The 15,813-nt window shown below is 46.2% G+C and carries 18 protein-coding genes and 1 CRISPR repeat array; of the genes, 10 read left to right on the top strand and 8 right to left on the bottom strand.

Going from position 1 to position 15,813, the window contains the following annotated elements:
• Both SHEWPOL2_RS18845 and rarD read left to right on the top strand, forming a co-directional pair.
• Positions 1-347 (top strand): thioesterase family protein (locus SHEWPOL2_RS18845; protein WP_037430655.1); only part of this gene is annotated, 347 nt, incomplete at its 5' end.
• A gap of 216 nt (positions 348-563) precedes the next feature.
• A complete protein-coding gene (gene rarD / locus SHEWPOL2_RS18840) occupies positions 564-1,451 on the top strand; it encodes an EamA family transporter RarD (protein ID WP_037430653.1) in 888 nt (295 codons plus the stop codon).
• A gap of 52 nt (positions 1,452-1,503) precedes the next feature.
• Here rarD and SHEWPOL2_RS18835 read toward each other — a convergent pair whose 3' ends face one another.
• The 5 genes from SHEWPOL2_RS18835 to radC all read right to left on the bottom strand — a co-directional run bounded on the left by SHEWPOL2_RS18835 (position 1,504) and on the right by radC (position 4,973).
• Complete coding sequence (locus SHEWPOL2_RS18835; RefSeq protein ID WP_037430652.1) at positions 1,504-2,022, bottom strand: PH domain-containing protein; 519 nt, start codon at positions 2,020-2,022, stop codon at positions 1,504-1,506.
• Positions 2,023-2,125: 103 nt separating this feature from the next.
• Positions 2,126-3,445: an amino-acid N-acetyltransferase gene (gene argA, locus SHEWPOL2_RS18830; RefSeq protein ID WP_037430660.1), complete on the bottom strand. Its 1,320-nt coding sequence runs from the start codon at positions 3,443-3,445 to the stop codon at positions 2,126-2,128.
• A gap of 312 nt (positions 3,446-3,757) precedes the next feature.
• Positions 3,758-3,931, bottom strand: coding sequence for a 50S ribosomal protein L33 (gene rpmG / locus SHEWPOL2_RS18825; protein ID WP_006079871.1), 174 nt, complete (start codon positions 3,929-3,931; stop codon positions 3,758-3,760).
• 6 nt (positions 3,932-3,937) lie between these two features.
• Entirely contained in the window at positions 3,938-4,174 is a 237-nt protein-coding gene (gene rpmB / locus SHEWPOL2_RS18820) for a 50S ribosomal protein L28 (protein WP_006079870.1), read from the bottom strand.
• Positions 4,175-4,295: 121 nt separating this feature from the next.
• Positions 4,296-4,973: a DNA repair protein RadC gene (gene radC / locus SHEWPOL2_RS18815; protein ID WP_011073923.1), complete on the bottom strand. Its 678-nt coding sequence runs from the start codon at positions 4,971-4,973 to the stop codon at positions 4,296-4,298.
• 119 nt (positions 4,974-5,092) lie between these two features.
• Here radC and coaBC point away from each other — a divergent pair, with 119 nt between their 5' ends.
• The 5 genes from coaBC (at position 5,093) to folE (ending at position 10,445) form a co-directional block, all read left to right on the top strand.
• Entirely contained in the window at positions 5,093-6,325 is a 1,233-nt protein-coding gene (coaBC, locus tag SHEWPOL2_RS18810; RefSeq protein WP_037430650.1) for a bifunctional phosphopantothenoylcysteine decarboxylase/phosphopantothenate--cysteine ligase CoaBC, read from the top strand.
• Positions 6,322-6,780 (top strand): dUTP diphosphatase, encoded by a 459-nt coding sequence (gene dut / locus SHEWPOL2_RS18805; RefSeq protein WP_011624324.1) that lies wholly within the window; start codon positions 6,322-6,324, stop codon positions 6,778-6,780. Before coaBC ends, dut begins: the two co-directional genes overlap by 4 nt.
• 31 nt (positions 6,781-6,811) lie before the next feature.
• Positions 6,812-7,405 carry a nucleoid occlusion factor SlmA gene (gene slmA / locus SHEWPOL2_RS18800; protein WP_011073926.1) on the top strand — a complete coding sequence of 198 codons (594 nt, stop codon included), beginning with the start codon at positions 6,812-6,814 and terminating at the stop codon, positions 7,403-7,405.
• Between the two features lie 134 nt (positions 7,406-7,539).
• A complete protein-coding gene (locus tag SHEWPOL2_RS18795) occupies positions 7,540-9,525 on the top strand; it encodes a S9 family peptidase (protein ID WP_037430647.1) in 1,986 nt (661 codons plus the stop codon).
• A gap of 269 nt (positions 9,526-9,794) precedes the next feature.
• Positions 9,795-10,445: a GTP cyclohydrolase I FolE gene (gene folE, locus SHEWPOL2_RS18790; protein ID WP_037422910.1), complete on the top strand. Its 651-nt coding sequence runs from the start codon at positions 9,795-9,797 to the stop codon at positions 10,443-10,445.
• Positions 10,446-10,538: 93 nt separating this feature from the next.
• Here folE and pyrE read toward each other — a convergent pair whose 3' ends face one another.
• Both pyrE and rph read right to left on the bottom strand, forming a co-directional pair.
• Positions 10,539-11,186, bottom strand: a complete 648-nt coding sequence (gene pyrE, locus SHEWPOL2_RS18785) for an orotate phosphoribosyltransferase (RefSeq protein WP_037430646.1) — start codon at positions 11,184-11,186, stop codon at positions 10,539-10,541.
• 96 nt (positions 11,187-11,282) lie between these two features.
• Positions 11,283-11,996 carry a ribonuclease PH gene (gene rph / locus SHEWPOL2_RS18780; protein ID WP_011073930.1) on the bottom strand — a complete coding sequence of 238 codons (714 nt, stop codon included), beginning with the start codon at positions 11,994-11,996 and terminating at the stop codon, positions 11,283-11,285.
• A gap of 209 nt (positions 11,997-12,205) precedes the next feature.
• On the opposite strand from rph, the gene SHEWPOL2_RS18775 reads away from it, so the two are divergent.
• The gene (locus tag SHEWPOL2_RS18775; RefSeq protein WP_037422912.1) at positions 12,206-13,069 is read left to right on the top strand and encodes a YicC/YloC family endoribonuclease; all 864 of its coding nucleotides are present in this window, start codon (positions 12,206-12,208) and stop codon (positions 13,067-13,069) included.
• A gap of 210 nt (positions 13,070-13,279) precedes the next feature.
• Positions 13,280-14,494, top strand: a complete 1,215-nt coding sequence (locus SHEWPOL2_RS18770) for a site-specific integrase (RefSeq protein WP_037430658.1) — start codon at positions 13,280-13,282, stop codon at positions 14,492-14,494.
• A gap of 83 nt (positions 14,495-14,577) precedes the next feature.
• On the opposite strand, the gene SHEWPOL2_RS18765 is transcribed toward SHEWPOL2_RS18770, so the two are convergent.
• Positions 14,578-14,910, bottom strand: coding sequence for a membrane protein (locus SHEWPOL2_RS18765; protein WP_011071658.1), 333 nt, complete (start codon positions 14,908-14,910; stop codon positions 14,578-14,580).
• A gap of 222 nt (positions 14,911-15,132) precedes the next feature.
• Here SHEWPOL2_RS18765 and SHEWPOL2_RS18760 point away from each other — a divergent pair, with 222 nt between their 5' ends.
• Positions 15,133-15,387 carry a helix-turn-helix transcriptional regulator gene (locus SHEWPOL2_RS18760; RefSeq protein ID WP_037430643.1) on the top strand — a complete coding sequence of 85 codons (255 nt, stop codon included), beginning with the start codon at positions 15,133-15,135 and terminating at the stop codon, positions 15,385-15,387.
• A gap of 92 nt (positions 15,388-15,479) precedes the next feature.
• Positions 15,480-15,806: direct repeats of the CRISPR family, unit length 28 nt; unit sequence TTTCTAAGCTGCCTGTAAGGCAGTGAAC.
• Positions 15,807-15,813 lie beyond the last annotated feature (7 nt).

Below are 15,813 nucleotides of genomic sequence, written 5' to 3'. Positions count from 1 at the left end.
AAGTGGTGATCAATATGAAGCCTGAGCTCATTGGCAATATTCATCAACAAATTCTCCACGGTGGTGTCACCGCCACAGTGCTTGATGTCGTAGGAGGGCTCACCGCCTTTGCAGGACTGGTCGCTAGCCGTGATGATTGGACGGTAGAAGAGTTACAGCAACGGCTGCAAACCTTAGGCACTATTGATATGCGTGTCGATTACCTGCGCCCCGGGCGTGGACAGATTTTCACTGGCACCGGCAGTGTGATCCGAGCTGGCAATCGCGTCTCGGTCTGCCGAATGGAGTTACACAACGAGCAAGGAACCCATATCGCCTTCGGCACTGGCACTTATATGGTGGGATAGTCCGTTGTCACCCATCGTTTTTTCAAGATTGATTTACCGTATTCAACATCAATAAGCTAAAGGGAAACACCTTGATTCTTCAGCTGTTTCCCTCTTATTCATTTCGATCACTCGTCATCAGAGACATCCTGTAACGAAAAAGGCGGCTGTACACACCTTGAGTCAATTCCCATAGCCTCCTACAATCGCCGTCCTGTTGTCCTTCGAAGATGTCTCATGCCTGATACCGAATACCGCAAAGGGATCCTACTTGCCGTCAGTGCTTACTGTATGTGGGGATTTGCGCCCTTATATTTCAAACTACTCCACAATGTTTCGGCGACCGAAATTTTACTGCATCGGGTGATCTGGTCATTTGTATTTATGGTGATCATCATGCTGTTTATTGGCGGTTTTGGAAAACTGCGTCAGCTGTTTAAACAGCCCAAACAACTGCTTGTACTGACAATCACCTCCCTGTTAATTGCAGGTAACTGGTTGATTTTTATCTGGGCAGTGAATAATGATCATATGCTCGATGCCAGCTTGGGTTACTTTATTAATCCCCTACTGAATGTGCTGCTCGGCATGCTGTTTTTAGGGGAAAGATTACGTAAGTTGCAATGGTTTGCCGTCGCGCTGGCGAGTACTGGTGTGCTGATCCAATTAGTCTCATTCGGCTCAATCCCCATTGTCTCCCTCGCCTTAGCGGGCACCTTCGGGGTATATGCTCTGCTGCGTAAAAAGGTCAACGTGGATGCTAAATCGGGTCTGCTAGTCGAAACCGCCATTCTGCTACCGGTCGCATTGGTTTATCTGGTCGCAACCTTAAATAGCGCCACGGCGAATATGCTCACCAACGATTGGCACCTTAATTTATTGTTGATGGCAGCCGGGATTGTTACCACGATTCCACTATTGTGTTTTGCTGGTGCAGCGGTACGTATTCCATTGTCTATGCTCGGCTTTTTCCAATATATCGGCCCGAGTATTATGTTTATTCTCGCAGTAACCTTATTCAATGAACCCTTCGATGCAGAGAAGAGCATCACCTTTGGCTTTATTTGGGGCGCTCTATTGGTGTTCACCTTCGATATGGCCTATAAACGCAAAACGGCGCGATAATATCGCGCTGTAGCCAATGGTTACAAAAGTAGTGGTAAGTGTACTGGACCTGCTACTTTTGTAGTTGGGCTAAAAATTTCTCGCCCTCGGGTATAGATAAGAGCAGATTGTAGCCTCGCGTCGTTGGCACTAACACTAGCTCGGATTTATCCGTCACTGCCACAAATGCCTTGCCCTTCCCCTTCAAATTAAACCAGCCGAGTTGAAACCCTGACATACCGATACCATTGGTTTTAAAGCTGGGTACCAAATCCACCTCCAGCTTCAAGTCGATAAGACGCGCCTGCTCGACTAACAGTTCGGAACGCGCTAATTGCACTTTATAGAAGGGAATATCGAGTTTTAGCTCGGTGTCGGTTAACGCGATTTCAGCATTATGGGATTGATAAAACACCCAAGAAAATCCGCCAATCATTACTAACAAGATGCCTAAGCTCGCCGATTTAGCCACTTTCGGCATAGGTTTAACCCACAACATCCACAGTACGCCAGCTAAACCTAACAGCAAGATAATAAAGCTTAAAATTGAAGTTTGAGTCAGAGGCGCGAGAGAGAAAAACTGAGTCACCATGGTGGGCAGTCCTTAAGGAAGAAAAGCTTAATCTGCCAACAAAGACATATTATGTCAACAAAAATGCCAGCGCTAGGCTGGCATCTTATCAAGCGTAAAAAGCTTACAGATCAAGTGCGAGAATTTTAGAGCGGCGCTGATAGTTATACAGCTGCTTTTTCTTCTGCGGCAATGCATCCACATCTTCAATCACAAAGCCATGTTCTAAGAACCAGTGAATGCTGCGGGTAGTCAAGGCAAACAAACGGGAATAACCCCGATGACGCGCCTGACCTATGATGTTTTTCAGCAGCAGACTGCCCCTATCCGCATCACGATAATCAGGGTGCACCACAAGGCAAGCAAACTCACCGGCATTATCTTCTTCGAACGGATACAAAGCCGCACAGCCAATCACTAAGCCATCACGCTCAATCAACATAAACTGCTCGATCTCAATCTCAAGCTGCTCACGGCTTCGGCGCACTAAAATGCCTTGCTCTTCCAGAGGACGGATTAAATTGAGGATTCCACCAATATCACTAATCGACGCGCGGCGCAGACGCTCAGCGCTCTCTGTTACGATTTGCGTACCTATGCCTTCGCGGGAAAACAACTCCTGCAGCAAGGCACCATCATCAAGATAGCTAACCAAATGACAACGGGGCACGCCATTACGGCACGCATCAATACTCGCCTTGAGGAAAGCCATCGTGCCCACACAGGCAGAACCTTGCTCAGCAAGCTTAGCCAGAATATTTTGCGCATCATTTGGCATTAATTCAGCAATCACATCGCCATTACGATCGAGAATGCCGTTTTGCGAACTAAAGCCAATCATCTTGTCGGCCTTCAGCTTGATAGCAACCTGAGTGGCAATCTCTTCAGCCGTGAGGTTAAAGCTTTCGCCAGTGACGGATGCAGCAATCGGCCCCATCAACACGATACAGTGATTATCGAGCTGACGCTTAAGCCCTTGAGTATCGATACGGCGCACTTTGCCGCTTAGACAAAAATCCACACCATTATCGACGCCCAGTGGCTGAGCAATCACAAAGTTACCGCTGACTAAGTTAATTTGCGCACCTTGCATCGGCGTATTGCTTAAACTCATCGATAAACGCGCGGTAATATCAAACTGTAATGCACCCGCGACTTGCTTAATGACTTTGAGTGAGTCTTCATCCGTGATACGTACACCTTCGTGGTAGGCGGGTTCAATCCCATTGGCGGCTAACGCTGCATCGATTTGCGGCCTCGCGCCATACACCAACACCACTTTAATACCCAAACTGTGTAACAACGCCACGTCATTCAAAATGCCGCGAAATTGATTTTGTGCTAAAGCCTCGCCACCCAACATCACCACAAAGGTTTTCCCTCTATGGGCATTAACGTAAGGGGCAGAATGACGAAATCCATCAACCAGTTCAGTGGTACGCACGCGTTGTTTACACCTCATATTTAAGCTGGTAACCCCAAAATGGCTTACCAGGAGTGAATAACGAAAACCCGCGTATAGTATTGCATTTTAATTCACCAATAAAGAATTTATTCTCATTAAAATGCAGTTTTAATACAATAAAGTGCTTATATTTTCAAAAAATTGCACTTTTGATAAATGGTCACATTTTTTTAACCAAATATGATTTAGTCGCAATCGCCAAATATGGGACAGATTTATCTCATCTTGATGACGAAAAGCCAAAAAAAAGCCCCTTAGATAAGGGGCTTTTCTCGAAACACTAAACAAGGATTACTTGATTTTTGCTTCTTTGTAGATAACGTGCTGACGAATAACTGGATCAAATTTTTTGATTTCCATTTTTTCTGGCATGTTACGCTTGTTTTTTTCAGTTGTGTAGAAGTGACCAGTTTTAGCTGTAGAAACTAATTTGATCTTCTCACGATTACCTTTAGCTTTAGCCATGATCTATTACACCTTCTCGCCACGGGCACGAAGTTCAGCAACAACAACTTCAATACCTTTCTTATCGATCAGACGGATACCTTTAGTAGATACACGTAACTGTACGAAACGTTTTTCTTCTTCTAACCAAAAACGGTGGTTTTGTAGGTTAGGTAAAAAACGACGACGGGTCGCGTTTTTTGCGTGCGAACGGTTGTTACCAACCATCGGCTTCTTGCCAGTAACTTGGCATACTCTTGACATGTCAATCTTCTCCAAAAACAATTTTAACGCTCGAGCATTAATGTGCCTCGTATGGCCGTCGCCCGAGGCACAAAGAGGGCGCATTTTATACACGATCACAGAGTGAAGATCAAGTGTTAGATTAATTAATCCAGCCTCGTTCCGCGAAGGAAACTATCTCTCGATCACCAACAACCATATGATCCAACAGGGATACATCTATGGTTGCCAACGCATTTTTTAATCGCTCAGTTATTCGTCTGTCAGCCTGACTGGGCTCGGCAATACCAGACGGATGATTGTGACACACTATGACGGCAGCAGCCTTTTTCTCCAGCACTAAGCTGACCACTTCACGTGGGTACACTGAGGCTGAATCTATTGTTCCGCGGAATAATTCGACGAACTGAATCACTCTATGCTGGCTATCCAGCAGCAAAATTGCGAACACTTCATAGGAGCGGTCAGCTAATTGTCTCATTAAATAATCCCGAGTTAAATCGGGATTTGTCAAAACCTGACCTCTCTGCAGGTTTTCTTGTGCCACACGCCTCGCTAATTCAGCCGCGGCTTGAAGCTGGGCGTATTTTACAGGTCCCACGCCAGGAAGTCGACACACCTGATGCTTTGGTGCGCAAAGTAAGCTTCTTAAACCACCAAATTCTTGAATAAGTGAACGGGCAAGGTCTACGGCATTCAGCCCAGACAGGCCATTACGCAACAACACCGCCAGTAATTCGGCATCCGAGAGATGACTGGCGCCTTTTAGCAATAACTTATCCCGCGGCCCTTCGCCCTCTGGCCAATCCTTAATCGCCATGTGACCTCCTGTCGTCGCATATTTTTACTTTAGCAAGTATGGACGAGATTTTTTGAACTGGGACAGTCACGCCAATTCATCGCTTTGTGGTATGGTTGGCGACATTATTTCAATCTCGGATGATGTCTGTGAGCCTGATAACGAAAAACGTCCTGCTGGGTATTGGTGGCGGCATTGCGGCCTACAAAAGTGCGGATTTAGTGCGCCGCTTAAAAGAACGCGGCTTTGATGTACGTGTGGTCATGAGCCAAAGTGCGATAGAATTTATTACCCCACTCACACTGCAAGCCTTATCAGGGCATCCGGTATCATCGAGCTTACTCGATCCCGCTGCCGAAGCGGCGATGGGGCATATTGAACTGGCGCGCTGGGCCGATTTAGTCATTATCGCCCCTGCAACGGCGAATTTACTGGCCCGTATCAATGCAGGCATGGCGGATGAATTAATCACAACCACTTGTCTTGCCACTGAAGCGCCAATTGCGCTCTGTCCAGCAATGAATCAGCAGATGTATCGTAATCTCGCCACTCAAGCCAATTTAGCCAGTTTACAAAGCCGTGGTTACACCCTATGGGGACCGGCAAGTGGCAGTCAAGCTTGCGGTGAAGTGGGCCCTGGCCGCATGCTCGAACCGCTCGAAATTGCCGAACTCGCGAGTCGCTTTTTTGCAACAAAAGATGTCTATGCTGAACAGGAGTCACAACCGCTAGCAGGCCAATCGGTACTGATCACTGCAGGCCCAACCCGCGAAGCCATCGATCCTGTACGCTATATCTCTAATCACAGCTCAGGCAAGATGGGCTTTGCCTTAGCGAAGGCCGCGGCCGATATGGGCGCAGTTGTGACCTTGGTCGCAGGACCCGTAAATTTAGCCACGCCTGAAGGGGTGACACGAATCGATGTCGAATCGGCGCAAAACATGCTCGAGGCGGTGATGAACCATGTTGATAAAAAAGATATTTTTATCGGCTGTGCGGCGGTTGCTGACTATCGCGTCAGCGATATTGCCACCAGTAAAATCAAAAAGTCAGCGGAAGAAATGCAACTTGCGCTGGTGAGGAATCCTGATATCTTAGCGACGGTCGCAAGCTTGGCAAACCGTCCTTTTATGGTGGGATTTGCCGCCGAAACCCATGATGTAGAAGCCTACGCCCGCGATAAACTCAAACGTAAAAATTTGAATATGATCGCGGCAAACGATGTATCCGTTGCTGGTCTAGGCTTTAACGCCGATGCCAATGCCCTGCGCGTATTCTGGCCACAGGGTAGTCAAGATTTGCCTGCTACCGATAAACTCACGTTGGCTCGGCAATTACTTTCGTTGATAGTGAAAGAAAAACAACACAAATGAAAACACCGATTGAATTAAAGATCCTCGATTCCCGTATTGGCTCTGAATTCCCGCTGCCTGCCTATGCCACACCAGGCAGCGCAGGCATGGATCTTCGCGCCATGATAGATACCACAATGACGATAGCCCCAGGAGAAACTCAGTTAATCCCAACGGGTATCGCCATCCACGTAGCAGATCCAGGCCTTGCAGCAGTGATTTTACCGCGTTCAGGCCTTGGGCATAAGCACGGTATCGTCCTTGGAAATCTGGTTGGGCTTATCGATTCGGATTATCAGGGGCCCTTAATGGTCTCTTGTTGGAACCGCAGCGATACCCCATTTACCTTAGAAATCGGTGATCGTCTCGCACAACTGGTGTTTGTCCCTGTGGTACAAGCACAATTCAAACTCGTTGATGAGTTCGATAGCTCAGACCGTGGTGAAGGTGGATTTGGCCATTCTGGCACTAAATAACCTGAATCGTTATTGAGCGAAGGATACTGCAATGGCTGTAAGCCCAAAAATTAATCGTCGTGAACACATACTGCAATGCCTAGCACAAATGCTAGAAACCAGCCCAGGACAACGTATTACCACCGCTAAACTCGCCTCAGAAGTGGGCGTATCGGAAGCGGCACTCTATCGCCACTTCCCGAGTAAAGCGCGGATGTTTGAAGGGTTAATTGAGTTTATTGAAGAGTCATTACTCTCTCGTATCAACATCATCATGGATGATGAAAAAGACACCATGAAACGCTGTCAACTGGTGCTGCAACTACTGCTGATTTTTGCCGAGCGTAATCCAGGGATCTCGCGCGTCCTCAATGGTGATGCGCTTTTAGGTGAAAATGAGCGTCTGCGTAGCCGCATTAGTACGCTATTTGCAAAAATAGAAACTCAACTTAAGCAAATTTTGCGGGAAAAGACCCTGCGAGAAGGCAAAGGCTTTAATTTAGATGAGGCTATTTTAGCTAATTTGCTGTTAGCCTTCGCAGAGGGGCGAATTGCTCAATTTGTCCGCAGTGAGTTTAAACTAAAACCCACACAACACTTCGATGAACAGTGGCGCTTTATTCAGCATCAGCTGTTGCAAAGCTAATGATTTATCAACATAAAGGACGGTAATCACCGTCCTTTCTTTTATCCCGACTCCTTGTATCAGTAGTGCTTTTGCTTTAATCTTGTTTACACATTGTTAAAACTAAAACCACAATAATATTACAAGGATGTCAGATGAAATCTTTGCCATTTGCTGCATTGGCCGTAATTTGCTTACCCATCATGCCAATCAACACATTCGCGGCTGAAACATCGGCCAAGAATGCATTATCACAATCACAATTATTCAGTCGCGGTGATGAGTACGCTGATGTGAAAATATCACCTACCGGCAAATACTTAAGTGCAATTACCAGTGTTGAGGGTAAAAATGTACTCATAGTATTAGATGCTCAAACCAAAAAACTGCTGAATGCGATTCGCTTCCCAAGCAACGCCCAGGTAGGCACCTATGAATGGGCCAATAGCGAGCGTATTGTACTGGCAAAAGAATACCTTAAGGGCTGGAGCGATGTGCCCCAATACTACGGCGAATTAATGGCGGTCAACGCCGATGGTTCTCGCCCTAAATATCTCTTTGGATATAACAGCGGTGAGCAACAGACAGGTTCAAATATCAAGAAAAACACCGCCATAAATGCCACAGCATTCATTCTGGATCCTCTTCCGGATGATGAACGCTATATGCTGGTCAATGCGCTCCCATGGACTGGTGCCCCTGACTTGAGTGAAACGCCTCAGGATGTCTACCGCGTTGACCTTTTTAGCGGGGTGCGTAAACGCATCACAGGCTCTCCCATAGGCCAAGCTCGCTTTATGACCGACCATGATGGTGAAGTCCGCTTTGTGGCAGGGAAAGACAGCAAAAACATCACTAAAGTGTTTTACCGCAAAGATGGCGAGTGGATAAATACCGATAAACTCAACCTTGGCTTAAGTGATTTTACACCGATCTCCTTCGCTGATAATAAAAATACCATCTATGCTGCGGGTCGAGTAGGCACTGAAACCTTAGGCGTCTATCGCATCAACCTCGAAACAGGCGAGAAGGCCGAGATCATTCAAGATGAGGTCGTTGATCCCAATAACTTCTGGATCAACGGTACCAATAAGCAGCTTTATGCCGTTGAGTTTGAAAATGGCTATCCAAGCTATGCCTTTGTGGATAACAACGACAGCCACGCCAAACTACTTAAGGATTTAATTGCTGCCCTACCTGGGCATCAAGTACGGATTGTCAGCGAAACCCGTAATGGTGAGCAATTGGTGGTGATTGCATTTAATGACCGCAATCCCGGTGATTACTATGTGTTTGATACGAAAAAGCTCAAGCTAGAGTATCTATCCGCCGCCCGTAAATGGCTCGACCCAGAGCAAATGGCGGAGGTCAAACCTATTAGCTTCACTAACCGCGATGGCCAGAAAATACATGGCTATTTAACCTTACCCTTCGGCAAAGAAGCCAAAAATTTACCCTTGGTCGTTAATCCCCATGGCGGTCCCCATGGCATTCGTGACTGGTGGGGATTTGATCCACAAAATCAATTACTTGCTAAAAACGGCATGGCGGTGTTGCAGGTTAACTTCCGCGGCTCAGGTGGTTATGGTGAGGCCTTCCAGCAAGCTGGCTATCGAAAATGGGGCTCCGATATTCAGCACGACATAATAGACGCAACTCAATACGTCATTGACCAAGGCTTTGCCGATAAGGAACGGGTATGTATCGCTGGCGGTAGCTTTGGCGGCTATAGCGCACTACAAAGCGCGGTATTGGCGCCCGATATGTTTAAATGCGCGGTAGGGGTTGCCGGTGTGTATGATCTGGAGTTGATGTTTAATGAAGGTGACATCGCCAGAACACGTTCAGGAACAAGCTATCTTAAGGACGTACTTGGCCAAGATAAAGCCACCCTAAAAGCCATGTCTCCCTCTGAAAACGTTGCTAAATTAAAAGCGAACCTCTTACTGGTGCACGGTGGTGAAGATGAGCGAGCGCCAATTGAACAGTTGGAATCACTCGAAAAAGCCCTCAAAGCCCATAATTATCCCTACCAAAAACTGGTGATGGATAGCGAAGGTCATGGTTTTTATAACGATACTCATAGAGCCAAGTATTACGATCAGATGTTGAGCTTCTTAAAAACTAACCTGAAACTTTAGCCTTAACTAAAATAAAAGCTATCTTCATCAAGATAATGATGTTTTAGCGCCCCAAGGAGCCGATAATCGATAAGGACTATCGGCTTTTTCATCTTCAGCGTGAGCGTTTTTTGGTATGAATTATCCGCAATTCGCGCTATTCTGCCCCACCTTGTTCTTGTCCAAGTGACAACGAATCGATTTATACCCTAGCGCACCTGATTGCTGATATTCAGCGACCAGTGCTAGGTTTTCAGTGATAGCCGCTACTGAAGTAGTGGAGGATAAAAATGTCATTAAGTGAAGCAGCAGTAAAAGTACAGGCCGCCCTGCAAGAGCGCGGACTTGAAACCCCCATGCTCCCCAGTGTGTTTACTCCTGAAGAGCGTAAGGACAAGATTGAACACCATATGAAGGAAATTCTGACGCTCATGTCACTGGATCTTTCTGATGACAGTCTTGCCGATACCCCACGCCGCATCGCCAAAATGTATGTCGACGAAATCTTCTCCGGTCTAGATTATGCGAACTTCCCGAAGATCACTGTGATTGATAACAAAATGGGCTTTGATGAAATGGTGCGCGTACAGGATATTAGCCTGACCAGTACCTGTGAACATCACCTTGTCACTATTGATGGCACGGCAACCATTGCGTATCTTCCACGTAAAAAAATTATTGGTTTATCAAAGATTAACCGCATTGTACGTTTCTTTGCCCAACGTCCTCAGGTACAAGAGCGTTTAACTCAGCAAGTGTTAGTCGCGCTGCAGACCTTGCTCGAAACTAAAGATGTTGCGGTTAAAATGGATGCGGTGCATTACTGCGTAAAATCCCGCGGCGTAATGGACTCCACCAGCTCCACCACCACGACGGCCTTAGGTGGTATTTTTAAATCCAACCCAGCGACCCGCGCCGAGTTTTTACACCAGTCGAAGTAAGACCTTACTTTGTGTGAGATATAAAAAAACGCTGCCATTCTTATTGAATTGCAGCGTTTCTGTTTTAGCGGTTTATAACACGCTTAAGCCTTATTAGGCCTCGATGCCATACTGCTCACGGTACTGGCTTACCGCTGCTAGTTGCGCTTCCATACCTGGTTTTTCAGATAAATAGCTGATCAGATCCGCAAGCTTGATAATCGCCACAATACCACAGCCAAAATCACGCTCGACCTCTTGGATGGCTGACAATTCGCTCTTGCCCTTCTCTTGTCTATCCAGCGCGATTAATACGCCTGCCAGCTGCGCTTGATGAGCTTCGATGATTTCCATCGACTCACGGATCGCCGTCCCCGCAGTGATCACATCGTCCACCAGCATCACCCGACCTTTAAGCTCGCTACCGACTAAGCTACCGCCCTCACCGTGATCTTTTTTCTCTTTACGGTTAAAGCAGTAAGGAATATCGATATCGTGATGTTCGCACAAAGCCACCGCTGTCGTGGTCGCAATCGGAATACCTTTGTAAGCAGGGCCAAACAACAGATCGTACTCTATGCCAGAATCCACTAACGCCGCCGCATAAAAACGCCCTAAACGGGCTAAATCACGGCCAGTATTGAATAGGCCAGCATTAAAGAAATAAGGACTGATACGGCCCGATTTAAGGGTAAACTCGCCGAATCGCAACACCTGACGCTCTAGGGCAAATTCAATAAACTCACGTTGATAGGCTTTCACAATCTCTCCTTACGACTTTAACGTTCTATTTTTATTGGGTTATAGCAATATTGATTTAATAAAAAGCCCCATAACGGGGCTTTTTATCAATAACAATTAATTTAATGCGGCTTTCTGCACATCGACGATTTCGCGAATACTGTTCTTCGCTAAACCAAGTAGCTCAATCAACTCTTCGTGAGTAAACGGCTCACCTTCGGCAGTGCCTTGAATTTCGATAATCTTACCGGTTTCTGTCATTACCACGTTCATATCGGTTTCGGCTGCGCTGTCTTCAACATACTCTAAGTCGCTTATCGCTTCACCGTTGTAGATACCCACGCTGACCGCAGCGATTAAGAACTTAAGCGGGTTAGATTTAATAATGCCTTTACCACGAGCCCAGTTAAGCGCATCCACTAAGGCGACACAAGCACCAGTGATTGACGCGGTGCGAGTACCACCATCAGCTTGGATCACATCACAATCGATGACAATGGTGTTTTCACCCAGCGCTTTCATATCCACACAGGCACGCAACGCACGGCCGATAAGACGTTGAATTTCTTGCGTGCGGCCAGATTGTTTACCACGAGCGGCTTCACGGTCCATACGACTATGGGTTGAGCGTGGCAACATGCCGTATTCCGCCGTTACCCAGCCTTGGCCCTGACCTTTAAGGAAACGCGGTACACCCTCAGTAAAACTGGCGGTACAAAGCACTTTGGTTTCGCCAAATTCGACTAACACAGAACCTTCGGCATGGGCCGTAAATTGGCGAGTGATAGTAATGGGGCGTGTTTGTGCTGGCGTTCTGTTACTTGGACGCATGCGAAATTCCTGTATTCTGAGTCATTGACCGATTTTGGCTGCATATTATAGGGTTTTGTGCCTATAGATGCCATGCTTAGGGTGATTCTCTAGCAAACTCGTCACACAAACACCTAATCCTCCTCGCGAGTAGTGGTATGCCTTTAATCCTAAAGCCATTGACTCTATAATCGCCTCTCATTATGACGATTAAACCACTAGGACAACCCATGATCCAAAGCATGACAGCCTACGCTCGCATTGAGCACAAAGCACAATGGGGCACTGCCTCTTGGGAAATTCGCTCAGTCAACCAGCGTTATCTCGAAACTTACCTACGTCTGCCAGAACAATTCCGCAGCTTCGAGCCCGTTTTGCGCGACCGCCTGCGTAAACGCTTAAGCCGCGGTAAAGTCGAGGTCAATTTACGCTACGAATTAGCCGATAACAGCAATAACGAACTTAAATTAAACCAAGGGTTAGCCAAACAGCTACTCGACGCCGCTAGTTGGCTCAAACAAGAAGCCGGACAAGGCGAAGTCAACCTCACCGATATTTTGCGCTGGCCAGGAGTACTTTCTAGTGCTGAGCAGGATATGGACGCGGTTGGTGCCGATTTAATGACCGCCTTCGACTTAGCTATCGACCAATTCATTGAAGCCCGTGGGCGTGAAGGCGCAGCCATCAAAGACATGCTCTTAAGCCGTTTAGACGGCGTCAGCGAGCAAATCGCCGTTGTGCGCGAGCATATGCCTAAAGTCATGGAATATCAGCGCGATAAACTCACCAATCGCCTCGCCGAAATCAAAGGTGAACTCGATCCCGCCCGCATCGAGCAGGAGATGATCTTATTAGCGCAAAAACAAGATGTGGCAGAGGAAATGGACAGGCTCGAAGCCCATGTTAACGAAGCCCGCCGCATCCTCAAAAAAGGCGGCAGCGAAGGTCGCCGTTTAGATTTTATGATGCAAGAATTTAACCGCGAATCGAACACCCTCGCCTCTAAATCCATCAGCACCGAAATCACCGCCGCCGCCGTCGAGCTCAAAGTGCTCATCGAACAAATGCGCGAGCAGATCCAAAACGTTGAATGATATCCATAGGCATCCATAAAGCACCATTAACCATTGTTTTTGATTGGTTTTAATATTTAACCCGTCTACTAACATCCATCTATACCCACCACTACCCACCGCCATATGGTGGGTATATTGGTGGGTATGCTACAATAACTCCGATCGTCAGTGGTGGGTATTATTGGCTTTCATAAAAGCAACCTTAAGGTCATGATGGGGAATGGATTTATGGGAAACCTGACAGTAAAAGAGATTGAGTCCAAGGCTAAAGGAGAACCTGGCCGGTATGCAGATGGAGCCGGTCTGTATTTTGTTGTCCCAAAGCTTGGCGTTCCATATTGGATGCTCCGTTACACGGCGCAATCCAAACGCAAGGAAATGACCTTAGCAAAATACAGTGATATGTCTCTTGCGGATGCGCGTGCGGAAGCTGCTACCAAAATGAAACAGTTTCGCGATGGTCTCGACCCGCTCATAGCCAAAAAACGTGCAGAGCAATCCAAAATCAAAACCGTTGATGATCTCTTTGCCGATTGGCATTTAGGTAACATTAAAAGACTCAAGCACCACGAAATCCCCGAACGTATCTACCGTAAAGACATTGCTCCCCATATAGGCAGCTTCAACGTCGATAGCGTCACAGCCAGAGACATAAAGGCTGTATTACAAGCCATTGCAGCCACTAACCGCCCAGCAATAGCTAACGATGCTCTAATGTACTGCAAGCAGCTTTTTAATCACGGCATAAAGCTGGATCTGCTTGGCGCAAATCCCGCAAGTGCATTTTCTATATCAGATGCTGGTGGCTTAGAAAAAAGTAAAGACCGCGCTTTAACGCGAGAGGAAGTCACCACGTTTTTTAAAATCGCTAGGGAAAATAGTAACAGCTTTAGCCGTGACAACTATCTAGCATGTGCACTACTGATTACATTGGGAGTACGTAAGTCTGAGTTAGCTGAAGCGCCTTGGAAGGAGTTTAATCTTGATGAGAAGGTGTGGAATCTGTCAAAAAACAGGAGCAAATCTGGAGTGGGTATTGCGATTCCATTGCCGCCCATAGTGATGGAATGGCTATATGAGCTAAAAATCAGAGCATATGACTCCGAGTATGTCTTCCCCAGCAGACGCTCAAGTAAAAATCCCCATATGGGTCCTGATACGCTAAACCGAGCAATCACTAAACTATTTGGCCACGAAGCCGGTAAGAAAAAACAACCCCCAAACTTAATGGGTGATATGCCCCACTTCACTGTGCACGATCTACGTCGTACCTGCCGCACCCTGCTTGCAAAACAAGGAACGCCAGGGCACGTTGCAGAGCGTTGCCTTAACCACAAACTAAAGGGTGTTGAAGGGATTTATAACCAGCATGATTATTTCGATGAGCGAAGGGAAGCGTTAGAAAAATTGTCACAATATTTAAAATTGATTATAAACACCTAATACTGAAATAATAACTATTTAGATCTAGCTCAGTTAAAGGCTTTTTAACTGAGCTTAGTATCTCAAATATCAATAGTAATATCTTACCTAAACTGGGTAAATCCTAACACATTGACCATAAATCCTTCACACGCCATAAAACCAATTAGTCCGCCAATAAATTGAGGTCCAACACTCCAAAATATACGTTTATAAAATGCATCCATAGCACCTGATGTAAAGTATGCATCTGGCCTAACAAAGCTTAAAAATACTCCACCTATAAAGGAGCCAATCGTCATAAACAGAGTTCCAGATAAAATGAAAGCTATCCATCCCCAAAAACCAAGTTCAACGTTGCTCTTGAATATTGTCAACAAAGCCATTGATAGTACTAATAAAAAACAAATTATCAGATATTTAATAAACCGGTCCATTTTTGAAACTCTCCTAACTGCTTTAAAATTAAGAGATTAGTAATAGCTATAACAAGTCATCTCGAAGGTGAGCGGATAGAGAAAATATATTAGATTTACCCCATCAACTGGTTCAGTCAGATTTGATGCAATAACCAACCTCCAAACTCATATTAGAAACCCTAATACATAACCAAAATATCCCAAAATGGGATATTTTACAACTTCGTCTACTATCGGCCCATGAAACAAAAGCTATGGTCGGATAGAGAAGAAGCCTTACGTAATGAATTGAAAGCTATGCGTAAAAATGCAGGCCTCAGTCAAAGTGAGCTCGCTCTTAAATTAGAAAAGCCCCAAAGTTTCGTATCCAAGTACGAGAGCGGGGAGCGTCAACTCAAAATCTTAGAACTTGAGCAGGTTTGCCTTGCCTGTGGCACATCAGCGCATGCATTTTTGAAAGGTTTTAGTGAGCAGTATCTAGAAAAAAACGAATAAAAAAGCCTCACTAAAGAGGCTTAACGCTATTAGGTCGCTTCAACGAACAACAAATCAAACTTGTGCTTTAGCTACAGTAAAACTTGGCTAGCTTTCTAAGCCGCCTGTGAAGTGGTGAATAAAAGCCGTCGGCTGCGCCCTAGTCCTCGCGTTTCTAAGCTGCCTGTAAGGCAGTGAACAGGTGCAAAAGGCCACAGAAAACCTTTCATTTTTTCTAAGCTGCCTGTAAGGCAATGAACTATGTAGGCATTTTAGTTCACCATCGAATATATTTCTAAGCTGCCTGTAAGGCAGTGAACATTTAAAACGCCGCCGCGAAATGTACCCATCATTTCTAAGCTGCCTGTAAGGCAGTGAACGGGGTCGTTGGCGGTCACCATGTGGTTTTCACTTTCTAAGCTGCCTGTAAGGCAGTGAACGGGGTCG

The sequence above is a fragment of the Shewanella sp. POL2 genome (assembly GCF_000282755.1).
Classification (GTDB): Bacteria; Pseudomonadota; Gammaproteobacteria; order Enterobacterales; family Shewanellaceae; genus Shewanella; species Shewanella xiamenensis.
Note: the sequence above shows the minus strand (reverse complement) of the source record. Positions and strands in the feature narration are given on the sequence as shown.